Annotated in this window: 14 protein-coding genes; 10 read left to right on the top strand and 4 right to left on the bottom strand. The window is 71.2% G+C overall.

The genetic code is table 11. From position 1 onward, the window contains the following. Positions 1-4: 4 nt before the first annotated feature. Complete coding sequence (locus ABLE68_RS20570; RefSeq protein WP_348873883.1) at positions 5-787, bottom strand: GNAT family N-acetyltransferase; 783 nt, start codon at positions 785-787, stop codon at positions 5-7. A 36-nt stretch (positions 788-823) separates the two neighbouring features. On the opposite strand from ABLE68_RS20570, the gene ABLE68_RS20565 reads away from it, so the two are divergent. Both ABLE68_RS20565 and ABLE68_RS20560 read left to right on the top strand, forming a co-directional pair. Then, positions 824-1,228 carry a secondary thiamine-phosphate synthase enzyme YjbQ gene (locus ABLE68_RS20565; RefSeq protein ID WP_348873882.1) on the top strand — a complete coding sequence of 135 codons (405 nt, stop codon included), beginning with the start codon at positions 824-826 and terminating at the stop codon, positions 1,226-1,228. Position 1,229: 1 nt separating this feature from the next. Then, positions 1,230-1,811: a GNAT family N-acetyltransferase gene (locus ABLE68_RS20560; RefSeq protein ID WP_348873880.1), complete on the top strand. Its 582-nt coding sequence runs from the start codon at positions 1,230-1,232 to the stop codon at positions 1,809-1,811. A 135-nt stretch (positions 1,812-1,946) separates the two neighbouring features. Here ABLE68_RS20560 and ABLE68_RS20555 read toward each other — a convergent pair whose 3' ends face one another. Together ABLE68_RS20555 and ABLE68_RS20550 are read right to left on the bottom strand one after the other, a co-directional pair. Continuing rightward, on the bottom strand, positions 1,947-3,260 hold the full coding sequence (locus tag ABLE68_RS20555) for a M20/M25/M40 family metallo-hydrolase (protein WP_348873878.1): 1,314 nt from the start codon (positions 3,258-3,260) through the stop codon (positions 1,947-1,949). Further along, a complete protein-coding gene (locus ABLE68_RS20550; RefSeq protein ID WP_348873877.1) occupies positions 3,257-5,326 on the bottom strand; it encodes a prolyl oligopeptidase family serine peptidase in 2,070 nt (689 codons plus the stop codon). Before ABLE68_RS20550 ends, ABLE68_RS20555 begins: the two co-directional genes overlap by 4 nt. Positions 5,327-5,509: 183 nt before the next feature. Here ABLE68_RS20550 and ABLE68_RS20545 point away from each other — a divergent pair, with 183 nt between their 5' ends. The 8 genes from ABLE68_RS20545 (at position 5,510) to ABLE68_RS20510 (ending at position 14,030) form a co-directional block, all read left to right on the top strand. Beyond that, the gene (locus ABLE68_RS20545) at positions 5,510-7,387 is read left to right on the top strand and encodes an ABC transporter substrate-binding protein (protein WP_348873875.1); all 1,878 of its coding nucleotides are present in this window, start codon (positions 5,510-5,512) and stop codon (positions 7,385-7,387) included. A 4-nt stretch (positions 7,388-7,391) separates the two neighbouring features. Next, entirely contained in the window at positions 7,392-8,441 is a 1,050-nt protein-coding gene (locus ABLE68_RS20540) for an ABC transporter permease (protein WP_348873873.1), read from the top strand. Further along, positions 8,438-9,358 (top strand): ABC transporter permease, encoded by a 921-nt coding sequence (locus tag ABLE68_RS20535; RefSeq protein WP_348873871.1) that lies wholly within the window; start codon positions 8,438-8,440, stop codon positions 9,356-9,358. The genes ABLE68_RS20540 and ABLE68_RS20535 overlap by 4 nt, the downstream gene beginning before the upstream one ends. Then, a complete protein-coding gene (locus ABLE68_RS20530) occupies positions 9,348-10,370 on the top strand; it encodes an ABC transporter ATP-binding protein (RefSeq protein WP_348873869.1) in 1,023 nt (340 codons plus the stop codon). The genes ABLE68_RS20535 and ABLE68_RS20530 overlap by 11 nt, the downstream gene beginning before the upstream one ends. Next, positions 10,367-11,362, top strand: a complete 996-nt coding sequence (locus ABLE68_RS20525; protein WP_348873867.1) for an ABC transporter ATP-binding protein — start codon at positions 10,367-10,369, stop codon at positions 11,360-11,362. Before ABLE68_RS20530 ends, ABLE68_RS20525 begins: the two co-directional genes overlap by 4 nt. Positions 11,363-11,364: 2 nt before the next feature. Then, positions 11,365-12,471, top strand: a complete 1,107-nt coding sequence (locus ABLE68_RS20520) for an aromatic ring-hydroxylating oxygenase subunit alpha (RefSeq protein WP_348873866.1) — start codon at positions 11,365-11,367, stop codon at positions 12,469-12,471. Beyond that, the gene (locus ABLE68_RS20515; RefSeq protein WP_348873864.1) at positions 12,464-13,609 is read left to right on the top strand and encodes an FAD-dependent oxidoreductase; all 1,146 of its coding nucleotides are present in this window, start codon (positions 12,464-12,466) and stop codon (positions 13,607-13,609) included. Before ABLE68_RS20520 ends, ABLE68_RS20515 begins: the two co-directional genes overlap by 8 nt. A gap of 217 nt (positions 13,610-13,826) precedes the next feature. Then, a complete protein-coding gene (locus ABLE68_RS20510) occupies positions 13,827-14,030 on the top strand; it encodes a cold-shock protein (protein ID WP_348873862.1) in 204 nt (67 codons plus the stop codon). Between the two features lie 82 nt (positions 14,031-14,112). Here the strand turns inward: ABLE68_RS20510 and ABLE68_RS20505 are convergent, their stop codons facing one another. After that, the gene (locus ABLE68_RS20505; protein ID WP_348873861.1) at positions 14,113-14,295 is read right to left on the bottom strand and encodes a hypothetical protein; all 183 of its coding nucleotides are present in this window, start codon (positions 14,293-14,295) and stop codon (positions 14,113-14,115) included. Positions 14,296-14,445: the final 150 nt, after the last annotated feature.

Here is a 14,445-nt window from a genome sequence, read left to right as displayed (position 1 = left end):
CCGTCTATGTGGGCTTCCGGTCCGCCTGGAGCTGGGTCTCGGTGTCGGCGAAGCCGACCGAGCGGTAGACCCTGATCGCGAGGTAGTCGGGGTCCGCGACCATCACCAGCGTCTGCGCCCCGAGCTCGTCGAAGCCGAAGCGGCTGACCTCGTGGACCAGCGTCCCCGCCAGGCCGCGACCCCGGGCGTCGGGGTGGGTCTTCACCTGCTGGAACCGGGCGAGCCCGGGACTGGCCGAGAAGAGCCCCATCGAGGCGAGCAGCCGCCCGTCGACGAAGGCGCCCCACCACTCGCCGATCCCGCGACCGGTCAGCGACCGCTCGGCGGCGGTCTTGGCGATCACGAAGTCCTGGCCGCCGTCCTCGTGCTCGCCCGCGATGCCGAGCTCGACCTGCTGCTGCCAGTCGTCGTCACTGACGAGCGGGCGGTACGTCGCCTCGCGGTTGGGACGGGGCGGCTCGTGGACCGAGGTCGCCGTCATCACCGTCGAGCCCTCGACGTTCAGCCCTGCGTCGCGGAAGGCCGCGAGGTCCTCGACGGATCCGTCCGCGCCGTCGACCCCGAAGGCGACGTGTCGCGACGCGGGGTAGGTCGCCTCGAACAGCTCGATCCACGCCGGCACCTCGTCGGCCCGGGGAGGGTGGGACATGAGGAGGAAGTTGCCCCACCAGTACGTCGGGTTGTCGGCCGTCCGCACGATGATGTGGGTCCCGTGGTCGTGGACCTCGCTGCCGGCCAGCCGCAGGAGAGCGAGATCGGTGCGATAGGCCAACGACGTCACGTCCATGCGCCGACCGTAGCCACCCGTGGCACGATCGGTCGCGTGGATTCCGAGACCCGCACCTACCGCACCGGCGACCGCGAGGCCGTCCTCGACCTGACCTCCGACTGCCGCGACTTCGCATCCGGCCGCGGCGACGGACTCCTCCACGTCTTCGTCCCGCACGCCACCGCCGGCATCGCGATCCTCGAGACCGGCGCCGGCAGCGACGACGACCTGCTCGCCGCGCTGGCCGACCTGCTGCCCGCCGACGACCGGTGGCAGCACCGGCACGGCAGCCGCGGTCACGGCCGGTCGCACGTGATGCCCGCGCTCGTCCCGCCGTACGCCACCGTGCCGGTGCTGGACGGACGCCTCACCCTCGGCACCTGGCAGAGCATCTGCCTGGTCGACCTCAACGTCGACAACGCCGAGCGCGAGGTGCGACTCAGCTTCCTGGCGGGCTGACGTGGAGGTCGGACCCGCGGTCCCGGCCGACATGGCATCGGTCCTCGCCGTCGTCGAGGCCGCCTTCGGCGACCACGGCGTCGACGTGGCCCGGATGGTCGCGGCCCTGGACGCCTCGCACAGCACCCGCGCGAGCCTGGTCGCCGTCGTGGACGGGACCGTGGTCGGACACGTGCAGCTGAGCCGGTCCTGGGTCGACGCACGTCGGGAGCTGGTCGGCGTCCTCGTCCTCAGCCCGCTCTCCGTCTCGCCCGCCCACCAGGGCTCCGGCATCGGGACGGCGCTCCTGTCCGCTGCTGTCGCCGAGGCCGAGCGGCTCGGCGCGCCGGCGGTCTTCCTCGAGGGCGATCCTGGCTACTACGGCTCGCGCGGGTGGTCACCTGCGACGCCGCTCGGCTTCACCCGCCCGTCGGTGCGGATCCCCGAGCCGGCGTTCCAGGTGGTCGTGCTGCCCGCGCACGAGACCTGGATGACGGGCGCCCTCGTCTACTGCGAGCCCTTCTGGGCGCTCGACTGCGTCGGGCTGCGCGACCCGCGGCTCGCGGAGGTCGAGGGGCGTTTCGGCTCCTCCTCCGGTGGTTGAGGAAGGGCGACGTCCAGTCTCGAAACGCCGTGAACCGGGGTGGTCTCTTGGGCTGCGGGGGTTTCGAGACGGTTGCTAGCGCAACCTCCTCAACCACCGGAGGTGCTGCGCAACCTCCTCAACCACCGGTGGTGGCTAGCCGAGGAGGTCTTTCGCGAGGGCGAGGTGGAACTCCACCGACAGCAGCAGGTCGTCGATGTGGACGCGCTCGTCGGCGTTGTGGAAGCCGGAGGTGATGACCTGGGCGGAGGTGGAGCGGAACGGGCTGAAGCCGTACGCCGTGGGGGTGCCCGCCGCGCGGAGGTAGACCGAGTCGGTGAAGCCGGTGCACAGCATCGGCAGCAGCTCGGCGTCGTCGCCCGAGGCGACCAGGACCCGCGAGATGGCGTCCATCAGGTTGGTCGTGGGCGACGAGGCACTGCCGGCGATCAGCGGCTCGGGCCACTCGAGCTCGTAGGCGAGGTCGGCGCCGAGCCGGGAGCGGACGGCGCGCTCGACGTCCGCCTCGGTGGTCCCGGGCAGGATCCGGCAGTCGAGCTCGACCGACGCGCGGGCCGGCATCACGTTGCGCTTGCCCGAGCCGCTCAGGATCGTCGGCGCCATCGTGGTGCCGCCGAGCGCGGGGATCGAGTGCGCCAGCACCGGATGGAGCGCGGCCGCCGCGAGCAGGGCGGCGCCCCGGTCGTCGTACGACCCGAGCAGCACCTCGAGCATCTTGTCGACGTGCGGTGATCCCTCGGGAGTCGGCATGCCGCGGCCGACGCGGCGGAGCAGCTCACCCAGGAGCGTTACGGCGTTGGCGCCGACGTCCGGGGTCGAGGCGTGCCCGGCCTCGCCGACCGCCACGACGCGAGCCGGGTAGGTGCCTTTCTCGCCGACGCTGACGGTCTGCACCACCCGTCCGTCGGTCAGTGGCAGCCGCTCGCCGCCGCCCTCGTTGATCGCCAGGTCCGGCCGGATGTCGGGTCGCGTCTCGAGCAGCCACCGCATGCCGACGTCGGCGATGCCGTCCTCCTCGTCGGCGACGGCGATCAGCCACAGGTCACCCTTCGGCCGGAAGCCCGACCGCGCCAGCTCGGCCATCGCGACGGCGCGCGCGGCGACCTCGTTCTTCATGTCGATCGCGCCCCGGCCCCACAGCCAGCCGCCCTCGTCGACGACGGCCGCGAACGGCGGGTGCGTCCAGTCCCGCGCGTCGGCCGGCACGACGTCGAGGTGCCCGACGAACGCCAGCGACGGGGCGTCGCCGGTGCCGGGGATGCGCGCGACCAGGTTCGCGCGGCGCGGCTCGCGGGCGACCAGCTCGCAGTCGACGCCGGCGCCGGTCAGGTAGTCGCGCAGATAGGCGGCCGGCGCGGACTCGTGGGCGTCCAGACCGGGCGCGTTGCTCGTGTCGAAGCGGATCAGCGCCCGCGCGACCTCGATGACCTCCTCATGAAGGGGGGTCACAGCAGTCGCTCCAGGATCCACGCGTAGACCTCGGCCTCGTAGGCCAGGTGCGCGAAGCGCCCGGACGGTCCGACGTGCGCGCCCGCCCCGGTCTCGCAGCGGAAGAGGCAGCGCGGCGACCACTCCGGGTCGGTCTCGCGCAGCAGCGCGACCCACTTCGCCGGCTCGCGGACCATCACGCGCGGGTCGTGCACGGCCCCGGTGACCAGCAGGTCAGGGCGGCCGCCGGGGGCCGGCGGGTTGTCGTACGGCGAGTAGGCGAGCATCCAGTCGAAGTCGGCCCTGCGCCGCGGGTCGCCCCACTCGTCCCACTCGTTGATCGTCAGCGGGATCGTGGCGTCGAGCATCGTCGTCACCACGTCGACGAACGGCACCTCGGCGACCACCGCCCGCCACCGGTCCGGTCGCTGGCTGAAGACCGCGCCCTGGAGCAGCCCCCCGGCGCTCAACCCGCGGGTGGCGATGCGGGTCGGGTCCACCAGGCCGTCGCGGGCGAGGCCGTCGGCGACCGCGATGTGGTCGTCGAACGTGTGCTGCTTGTGCTCCATCCGACCGTCGAGCCACCAGCGGCGGCCGCCCTCGCCGCCGCCGCGGATGTGGGCGACCACGTAGACCACGCCCCGGTCGAGCAGGCTCGGCAGCGCCGGGTCCCACGTGGGCTCGTCGACCGCCTCGTAGGCGCCGTACCCGTAGACCAGCGCGGGCGCCGTGCCGTCGAGCGGCGTGTCGCGGCGGCGCAGGACCGTGGCCGGGACCTCGGTCCCGTCCGCGGACGGGAACGTACGGCGCTCGCTCACGTAGCGCGACGGGTCGTGTCCGGGCGCCTCCTCGGACCAGACCGTGGTGAGCAGGCCACCGTCGAGGGTCACCGAGCGGGCGACGCCCGGTCGCAGCCACGACTCCTCGAGCACGGTCACCGCATCCGCGTCGTACCGCGGCGACCGGAGCAGCACCGTGTCGCCGTCGGGCTCGTCGGACGCCATGAGCCGGTAGCCGCCCGCACCGGCCAGGTCGTCGTGGGGGACCTGCACCAGCTGGCGCTTCCCGTCCTCCCGGACCGTGAGCAGCACACCGGCGGCGAAGGCGTCCGCACGCAGCAGCCGTTGCCAGCGCTGCTCCGGCCGCACCTCGCTCCAGGTCGTGTGGTCCTGGTCGGCGTCACGGGGGAGCGGCGCGGACATCAGCCGGAACTCGACCGCGTCGTCGTTGGTCACCAGGAGCAGTACGTCGCTCTCGCGGACGTGCTCGGCCCGGTAGAGCACGCCCGGACGCCGGCCGCCCACGGACCGTGCCGCCGACTCGGGCGCGGTCGCGTCGATCGCCCAGGTCTCACCGGTGTCCCGGCTCTCGCTCAGGATCAGGATGGCGCCGCCGCTGCGGGTGGCGCGGAGGTTGAGGTCGAAGCGCTCGTCGGGCTCCTCGAGCACGAGCAGGTCGTCGGTCACCGGCGTGCCGATCCGGTGCCGCCACACCTGGAAGGGCCGGTAGGCCTGGTCGTGGACGGTGTAGAAGAACCACCGGGAGTCGGCGCTCCACGCACCGCCGTAGTAGGTCCGCGGGACCACCTCCGCGAGGTCCGTCCCGGTGCGCAGGTCGCGGAAGCGCAGCTCGTAGACCTCGTCGCCGGTGCGGTCGACGGACCAGGCGAGCAGGTCCTCGTCGGGGCTCACGATCGTCACGCCGAGCTCGAGGTAGTCCGCGCCCTCGGCGAGCGCGTTCACGTCGAGGAAGGGGGCGGCGTCGGCGAGGGAGGATCCGGCCGGCGCACGCACGAGGTCGGCGTACTCCTGCCCGGCCGCGGTGCGCGACGAGTAGGAGAACCGCTCGCGGTGCCAGGCCGGTGAGGTCTCGGTCGCTGCGACGCGCGACACCATCTCGGTCGTCAGGTCCGACACCAGGGCGGACAGGTGCGCGGTCGAGGCGTCGTAGAACGCCCGCTCGGCGGTCAGGTGCTCGAGCAGCTCGTCACCGCCGGAGCCCATCCAGAAGTAGGGATCGGGACGGGAGACGCCGTGCTCGGTGTGCTCGTGCGGGATGCGGGTCGCCGTGGGCGGGTTGTCCGTCACGTGGGCCAAGGTACTGCCGATTTCGTCCCCGGACCGGCCGCGGACCCCGGATCCTGTTTCGAACGGGTTTCAATACCGGGGATTTCCCCGATCGATCGACGGAGGCTCTCCCGGTATCGCGCGCGATGTAGTAGGAACACCTGAACAGCAGTTCAAGGGCCAGGCCAGCCACCAGGGAGTGTCATGGGCAAGCGCAGGGAACGACGTACCTCACTGCTCGCGGCGGGGGCCCTGCTCCTCACCGCCATGGCTCCCGGTCTCGCACTCGGCACCACCGTCGCCAGCCCCGCGCACGCCGCCGACGACCCGGTCACGCTGACGGTCGCGATGCTCAACGACGCCGACTCGCTCAACCCGTTCGTCGGGATCGAGGCCACGTCGTTCGAGATGTGGGGCCTGATGTACGACACCCTCGTCACCTACACGACCAAGGACCTGTCCCCGGAGCCGTCGCTGGCGACCAGCTGGGACACCTCGGACGACGGACTCACCTGGACCTTCCACATGACCGACAAGGCGATGTGGTCCGACGGGGTGCCGCTGACCGCCGCGGACGTCGCCTACACCTACAACCGGGTCATCGACGGCGGACCGGAGGCGGCCACCTGGGGCGCCTACCTCAACCAGGTCACCGGGGCCGAGGCGACCGATCCGAAGACGCTCGTCCTGCACCTCAAGAAGCCGAACTCCAGCCTGCCGCTGCTCCCGATCCCGATCGTCCCGGAGCACATCTGGAAGGACGTCGCCGAGAAGGACGTGAAGACCTACACGAACGAGCCGGAGGACGGGCAGCCGGTCGTCGGGTCAGGCCCCTTCCGGCTGGTCGAGGGCAGCGCAGGCGCGTCGACGTACGTCTTCGAGAGGAACCCCGACTACTGGAAGGGCGCCGCGCACGTCGACCGGGTCGTCTACCGGGTCTACAAGAGCCAGGACCCGATGATCCAGGCGCTGATCAAGGGCGAGGTCGACTTCATCGACGGCATCAACGCCCTGCAGGTGAAGTCGCTGCAGGGCCGTGACGGGATCACCGCGCAGAACGGCAACGCACCGAGCTTCGACGAGATCGCCTTCAACACCGGTGCGGTCGACACCAAGACCGGCGACCCGATCGGCGACGGCAACCCGGCGCTCCAGGACGCGGCGTTCCGCCACGCCCTCGGCTACGCCATCGACACGCAGAAGATCATCGACAAGGTCTACCAGGGCGCCGGTGTCCCCGGCAGCGTGATCATCCCGCCGGCGTTCACGACGTGGCGCTGGGAGCCGCCGGCGGACGAGGCCTACACCTACGACCCCGAGAAGGCCGGCGAGCTGCTCGACGCCGCCGGCTACACCAAGGGCAGCGACGGGCTGCGCACGATGCCGGACGGCTCGCCGATCGGCACGCTGCGGCTGGCGGCGCGCTCCGAGTCGCCGACGTCGCTGAACACGATGAACTACTTCAAGGAGTGGCTGTCCGACATCGGCATCAAGGCCGACGTGGTGAGCATGGAGTCGAGCAAGCTCACCAACGTCATCCTGGACGGCGACTACGACGCCTTCGAGTGGGGTTGGTACGTCGACCCCGACCCGACCACGATGCTCGACTACCTGACCTGCGGCCAGCTCGGGTCGTGGTCGGACACGTGGTACTGCAACGACGCCTACGACAAGCTCTACGACCAGCAGAGCGTGGAGATGGACAAGGCCAAGCGGGTCGACATGGTCCACCAGATGCAGCAGATGGTCTACGAGGACGCGCCCTACCTGGTCACGGCGTACGACACCATCGGCGAGGCGTTCCGCAGCGACCGGTTCGCCTGCTTCGCGCAGCAGCCCGACCCGGGTGGCGTGTGGCTCTTCCAGTCCGGCGTCTACAGCTACATGCACGTGCGGCCGGTCGCCGACGCGGGCGACTGCGACGGCTCCGCCAACGCCACCGCGGCGAGCGACTCGACCTCGGACTCCGGCAGCACGAGCCCGGCGGTCCTGATCGGGATCGGCGTGGCCGCGGCCGTGATCGTCATCCTCGGCGTCGTCATCGCCGTCCGCCGTCGAGGCACCACGGCGGACCGGGAGTGAGTGCATGAGCATCGTCGCGGCGGATCCCGCCGCGGTGTCCGCGGAGGCGCGGCAGGGCAACCGCCGACGGTGGTCCGGCTACGGCCGGTACGCCGGGAGCAAGGTCGCCGGCGCGCTCGGGAGCCTGATGTTCATGCTGGTCGTGAACTTCTTCCTCTTCCGCGTGCTGCCCGGCGACCCGGCGCGGACCCTCGGTCGTGGCCGGCTCAGCACGCCGGAGCAGCTCGAGGAGTTCCGGCGTACGTACGGGCTCGACCAGGGGCTCGGCGAGCAGTTCGTGACCTTCCTGAAGAACATCGTCCACGGCGATCTCGGCTACTCGATCCTCTACCACAAGGACGTCTCCGACGTCCTTCTCGAACGGCTCTGGCCGACCATGCTCCTGGTCGGTACGTCGACCGTGCTGGCCGCGCTCTTCGGGGTCTGGATCGGGATCCGGGCCGGCTGGGACCGCGGCTCCCGCTTCGACCGGTTGTCGACGGGTGCGTCGTTGACGCTCTACTCGATGCCCGAGTGGTGGCTCGGGCTGCTCCTGATCGCGGCGTTCGCGGTCGGCATCGGTCCGCTGCCCGGGATCTTCCCGACGGGCGGGCTGCACTCGGTCGACGCGGACCCGTCGTCGCTGTCCGGCGTGCTCGACACGCTCTGGCACCTCGCGCTGCCGGTGATCACGCTGACCCTCGCCTACCTCGCCGACTACGCGCTGATCATGCGGGGGTCGCTGGTCGACGAGCTCGGCTCCGACTACCTGACGACGGCGCGGGCGAAGGGGCTGCGCGACGTGCAGGTCCGCAACCGTCACGGCGTCCGCAACGCGTTGCTCCCGACGACGACCGTGGTCGCGCTCAACTTCGGCTTCGTGGTGGCCGGTGCGATCACCATCGAGACGATCTTCTCGATCCCCGGGCTGGGGCTCCTGACCACGGAGGCCCTCTCGGTGCCGGACTACTGGCTGCTGCAGGGGATCTTCCTGCTGTCGTCGGCAGGCGTGATCCTGGCCAACCTCGCCGCCAACCTGCTCTACGGCTGGCTCGACCCGCGGGTGCGCACGTGAGTACCCCTGCTGGGGACGGGGCAGTCACCCTCACGTCGCGGCAGCTGACAAGACGCCGTCGCCGCGCCAGCCGGTCCCGCGCCTGGCGGGAGTTCCGCAGCAACCGCGCCGGCATGTTCGGCCTGGTGGTGCTGTCGATCTTCGTGCTGGTCGCCGTGTTCGCCCCGCTGATCGCCGACCGCTCCGGGCTGGAGGTCACGCAGGCGACCGGCGGCATCCTCGAGCCGCCGTCGAGGGAGTACTGGCTCGGCACCGACGACAACGGCCGGTCGGTGCTCACCCTCCTGATCTGGGGCTCGCGGATCTCCCTGTTCGTCGGCCTGATGGCGACCGTGATCTCGATGCTGATCGGGACCTTCGTCGGGCTGACGTCGGGCTACTTCGGCGGCTGGGTCGGCGCGGTGCTCTTCCGGTTGACCGAGTGGTTCCTGGCGATCCCGTTCCTGCCGCTCGCGATCGTGCTCGCCACCGTCCTCGGGCGGTCGCTGGTCAACATCGTGATCGTCATCGGTGTCACCTCGTGGCCCGGCACCGCCTTGCTGATCCGCAGCCAGGTGCTGTCGATCAAGGAGCGCGCGTTCCTCGAGCGCTCCCGCGCGCTCGGTGCCGGCCACCGGCACCTGATCAACCGGCACGTCTTCCCGAACGTCGTGCCACTCGTCTTCGCCAACACCACCCTCTGCGTCGCGGTGGCGATCCTCTCGGAGACGACGCTGAGCTTCCTCGGCCTCGGTGACCCGACGCGCGTGTCGTGGGGCTCGATGCTCGACGACGCCTACAGCGTCGGCGCGATCACCACCGGGTCGTGGTGGTTCTTCGTGCCGCCGGGGCTCTGCGTGGTGCTCGTCGTGCTGTCGTTCACCCTGGTCGGTCAGGCGCTGGAGGCCGTGCTCAACCCGAAGCTCCGTGAACGATGAGGGGGGAGCGCTGATGGGCGACCTGCTGCGGATCGAGGACCTCTCGGTGTCCTACCGCACCGAGGAGGGGCCGCTGCCCGCCGTGCGCAACGTGTCGCTCGCCGTCGACCGCGGTGAGATCGTGGGCGTCGCGGGGGAGTCCGGCTGCGGGAAGTCGACGCTGGCCAGCACGATCCTGCGCCTGCAGCCCGCGTCGGCGACGGTCACCGGCCAGGTGCTCGTCGACGGCGAGGACGTCGTCACCATGCGCTGGGGCGACCTGCGCGCGCTCCGCTGGGCCGGAGCGTCGATCGTCTTCCAGGGCGCGCTGCACTCGCTCAACGCCGTCCACCGGATCGGTGACCAGATCGCGGAGCCGATCCGGCTGCACGAGCCCGGCGTCGGCGCGGCCGAGGTCGACCGTCGGGTCGCCGACCTGCTGAGCCAGGTCGGCCTGCCCGCCGTACGCGCAAAGGCCTATCCCCACCAGCTCTCCGGCGGCCAGCGGCAGCGGGTGATGATCGCGATGGCCCTGGCCTGCCGGCCGTCGCTGGTCGTGGCCGACGAGCCCACCACCGCGCTCGACGTGATGGTGCAGGCTCAGGTGCTCGACGTCCTGTCGAGCCTGGTGCGCGAACTCGGCGTCGGGATGCTGCTGATCAGCCACGACCTGTCGGTGCTCGCGGAGACCAGCGACCGGATCGCGGTGATGTACGGCGGGCGGGTGATCGAGCAGGGTCCTGCCGGCCAGCTCTTCACCGACCCGTTGCACCCCTACACGACCGCGCTCGGTGCGTCGTTCCCGCGGATCGGCGACCCGGCGGCGCGCTACGCGCCGGCGGGACTGGCCGGTGACCCGCCGGATCCGCGGTTCCTGCCCACCGGGTGCTCGTTCCACCCGCGCTGCCCGATCGGGGTCGACGAGTGCACGACCGCCGATCCTGCGCTGGTGGGTCTCGACAGGCTCGACCAACGAAGGACAGGCGACCAACGAGGAGTTCGCGACGTCGCCTGCATCCGGGTGGACGCATGAGCACCTTCAGGCTGGAGGCCCAGGGTCTCACCGTGGCGTTCGGGTCCCGCGGCGGACCGACGGCCACGGCACTCGACGGCGCCGACCTGGTCCTCAGGTCAGGCGAGATCGTCGCGCTGGTGGGGGAGTCGGGCTCGGGCAAGACGACCCTGGCCCGCGCCCTGGTCGGCCTGCAGCCGCCCACCGCCGGTCGGGTGCTGGTCGACGGGCAGCCGTTGAGCTACCGCACCAAGGACCTCAAGCCGTTCCGCCGCCGGGCCCAGATGATCCTCCAGGACCCCGCCGGTGCACTGAACCCACGGCACACCGTCTACGACTCCGTCGCCGAGGGGCTCCGCCTCCACGGTCTGTCGCACGGCGGCGACCGGACCGAGGAGCAGCAGGTCGCCGACGCGCTCTCCGCGGCCGGCCTGCGACCGCCGGAGCGGTTGTTCCTGCGCTACCCGCACGAGCTCTCGGGCGGCCAGCGGCAGCGGGTGCTCATCGCCGGCGCGCTGGCCCTCGGGCCGGAGCTGCTGATCGCCGACGAGCCCGTGTCCAGCCTGGACGCCTCGATCCGCGGCGAGATCCTGGCGCTGCTGCTCAAGCTGCGCACCGAGCTCGGTCTCGGCGTGCTCGTCGTGACCCACGACCTGGGCCTGGCCTGGAACATCGCGGACCGGACGGCGGTCATGTACCTCGGCCGCATCGTCGAGGCCGGGCCGACCGAGGAGGTGCTCGCGGACCCGCAGCACCCCTACACCCAGGCGCTGCTCTCGGTCGTCCCCGAGATGGAGCGGCTCGAGCCGGTCGTGCTCGAGGGCGAGATCCCCGACCCGACCCGGATCCCGCAGGGCTGTCGCTTCCACCCGCGCTGCCCCGCCCTGGCGAGCGGCGTCGCCGCCCTCGTCGAGAACGCCTGCCGCACCATCCCGCTGGAGGTGCTGCCGGCCAGTGAGGGGCACCAGAGCGCGTGCCACCTCGTCGCATCCAGGAGCGCTGCCCATGAGTGACGATGAGTGACCTGCAGGCGGCCCTGCCGCGCGAGATGTACGTCGACCCCGAGGCGTTCGCCGTCGAGCGCGACCGGGTGCTCCACGGGGAGTGGTTCTGCGTGGGCCGGACCACCGACCTAGGACTGCACGAGCCCGGCCGAGTGGCGGTCGTCGACGTCGTCGGGGAGTCCGTGCTGGTCACCAGCGACGCGGCCGGATCCCTGCACGCGTCGTACAACGTCTGCCGGCACCGGGGTTCCCAGCTCTTCACGGCCCTGCCCGGTGCGGAGCCCGTGTGCACGGCGGCCGGTTCGCTGCGCTGTCCCTACCACTCGTGGACCTACTCGCTGTCCGGCGAGCTGCTCAAGGCACCGCACGCCGAGCTCAGCGACGACGAACGTACGGCCTTCTCGCTCAAGCCGGTCGCCGTGGATGCCTGGGCCGGCTTCGTCTTCGTGCACCTCGGTGCGCCGACGGTCTCGCTCGCCGAGGCGATGGCACGACCGGCGTCGACCCTCGCCAACTACGCGATGGGCGAGCTGGTGACCGGGCTGCGGTTCAGCTACGAGGTCGCCGCCAACTACAAGGTCGTCGCCGAGAACTACAACGAGTGCTACCACTGCGGGCCGGTCCACCCCGAGCTCACCCGGTTGGTGCCGGCCTTCGGAGGCGGCGGGACCGACATCGACTGGGACAACGGCGTGCCGCACCGCGAGGGTGCGTGGACGTTCACGATGAGCGGGACGACCGAGCGCGCGCCGCTCCCCGGCCTCGACGAGCACGAGCAGGTGCGCCACAAGGGCGAGATGGTCCACCCCAACCTGATGCTGTCGGCCTCGGCCGACCACGTCGCAGCGTTCGTGCTGCTGCCGCAGTCGGTCGACCACACGCGGATCGAGTGCCTGCTGCTCTTCCACCCGTCGGCGGTCGCCGACCCGGCGTTCGACCCGTCGGACGCGGGCGACCTCTGGGACCTGGTCAACAAGCAGGACTGGGCGATCTGCGAGTCGGTCCAGCGCGGCATGTCGTCGCGGTCCTACACGCACGGGTGGTTCGCGCCGATGGAGGACGACTCCGCGGACATCCGCCGCTGGCTGCTGCCACGTCTGGAGTCGACCGATGACTGACTACGACTACATCGTCGTCGGGCTCGGGGCGCTCGGGTCAGCGACGGCACACCAGCTCGCCTCGCGCGGCTTCTCGGTGCTCGGGCTGGAGCGCTTCGAGCTCGGGCACAGCCGCGGCGCCAGCCACGACACCAGCCGGATCCTGCGGCACAGCTACCACACTCCGGAGTACGTCCGGCTCACGCAGGACGCGTACGACGACTGGGTGCGACTCTCCGAGGCGGCCGGCCAGGAGCTGGTGACCGTGGTGGGCGGGCTCGACCTCTTCCCGCCCGAGCCCGCGATCCCGCTGATCGACTACACCGACGCCCTCACCGAGGTCGGGATCGGCTTCGAGCTGCTCGACGTCGACGAGATCGCAGCGCGCTGGCCGCAGTTCTCGCTGCCGGCCGGCACCATCGGGCTCTTCCAGGAGCGCGGTGCGATCGTCCCCGCCGGACCCGGCACCGCCGTCATGCAGGAGCTGGCCGTCCGGCACGGCGCGGTGCTGCAGGACCGGACGATCGTGGCGTCGGTGGGCGACGGCTCGGTCACGCTCGACGACGGCACGACGTACTCCTGCCGGGGCGTGGTCGTCTGCGCCGACGCCTGGACCAACCAGGTGCTCGCCGGGATCGGCCACGAGATCCCGCTGACGGTGACGCTCGAGCAGGCGACGTACTTCGCCCCCGAGGAGCCCGACGACTTCGCCCCCGAGCGGATGCCGTTGTGGATCTGGATGGACGAGCCGTCGTTCTACGGGTTTCCCTGCTACGGCGAGGCGACGATCAAGGCGGCTCAGGACTGCGGTGGCCCGGAGGTCGACCCCGACGCGCGCGGCACCGATCCGTCCGAGCAGATGTTGGGTCTCCTCGCCGGCCACGTGGGGCAGATGCTGCCCGGCTCGGGGCCGGTCGTGCGATCGCTGCGGTGTCAGTACACCCTCACGCCGGACCGCGACTTCGTGATGGACCGCGTGCCCGGGCACCCCGATGTCGTGGTGGGACTGGGCGCTGGGCACGGCTTCAAGTTCGCGCCGACCTTCGGCCGGCTGCTCGCGGACCTCGTCACGGGGGAGCGGGAGACCATCTCGTCGACGTTCGCCCTCGATCGCCCAGCCCTCACGGACCCGTCGTACGCAGCGCACTGGCTGGTGTGACGCGCGGGTCAGGAGCGCGAATGGGGGCGCCGGGGTCCGGCACTGGTACCGTCGTTCCTGTTGGAAGAGGACTCGTCCTCTCGGCACCCACCACGAGGTGCCGGTTTTGCCACGTTCTTGGTTGTCGATCAGCTGGACATCAGGTCGTACGCAATGTCTTCAGCTTTGCGGCCGACCACCAGGGTCAGCCGACATATCGACCCGAGAGGGGCACATCATGGCCAACGGAACTGTTAAGTGGTTCAACGACGACAAGGGCTTCGGCTTCATCGCGCAGGAGGGTGGCGGCCCGGACGTGTTCGTCCACCACACCGCGATCCAGGGCACCGGCTACAAGTCGCTGCGCGAGAACCAGGCCGTCGAGTTCGACGTCACGCAGGGCCCCAAGGGCCCGCAGGCCGAGAACGTCAAGGGTCTCTGACCTGACGGCTCACGCCTCATAGATCGGCGGTCGTGCTCCTCGGAGCACGGCCGCCGTTTCTCATTTCTGCCAGCCTCACCTGTCAGCGGCGGCTGAACAGCTCGCGGTGCAGCTGCAGCTCGGAGCGGATCGTGCGCGGCACCGGCAGACCCTCGAGCTCGAGCTTGCTCACGTAGGCCTCGAGCGCCTGCCAGAGGTCGCGCTGCGCGTGCGCGAACTCGATGTGGCCGGCATGGCCGGTGAGGCCGTGTCGGCGCTCACTCACGTGCGTCCGGGCGTCGCGTACACGACGGCCCAGGGTCCCCAGCGGCGCTGGGTGCGGGTCGGACATGGGTGCCTCCCGTGCAGGTGAGAGACACCGTACCCCGGCTGCTCGTCCCCGTTGGTCGAGAAGGCCCATTGGGGATTTCGAGAC

The sequence above is a fragment of the Nocardioides pollutisoli genome (assembly GCF_040045055.1).
Taxonomy (GTDB): Bacteria; Actinomycetota; Actinomycetes; order Propionibacteriales; family Nocardioidaceae; genus Nocardioides; species Nocardioides tweenelious.
This window is presented reverse-complemented; position numbering and strand designations above follow the sequence as displayed.

Coding starts and splice junctions, on each gene's coding strand:
- ABLE68_RS20570 (WP_348873883.1), bottom strand. CDS start 787: ATGGACGTGACGTCGTTGGCCTATCGCACCGATCTCGCTCTCCTGCGG.
- ABLE68_RS20545 (WP_348873875.1), top strand. CDS start 5,510: ATGGGCAAGCGCAGGGAACGACGTACCTCACTGCTCGCGGCGGGGGCC.
- ABLE68_RS20540 (WP_348873873.1), top strand. CDS start 7,392: ATGAGCATCGTCGCGGCGGATCCCGCCGCGGTGTCCGCGGAGGCGCGG.
- ABLE68_RS20525 (WP_348873867.1), top strand. CDS start 10,367: ATGAGCACCTTCAGGCTGGAGGCCCAGGGTCTCACCGTGGCGTTCGGG.
- ABLE68_RS20520 (WP_348873866.1), top strand. CDS start 11,365: ATGAGTGACCTGCAGGCGGCCCTGCCGCGCGAGATGTACGTCGACCCC.
- ABLE68_RS20515 (WP_348873864.1), top strand. CDS start 12,464: ATGACTGACTACGACTACATCGTCGTCGGGCTCGGGGCGCTCGGGTCA.
- ABLE68_RS20510 (WP_348873862.1), top strand. CDS start 13,827: ATGGCCAACGGAACTGTTAAGTGGTTCAACGACGACAAGGGCTTCGGC.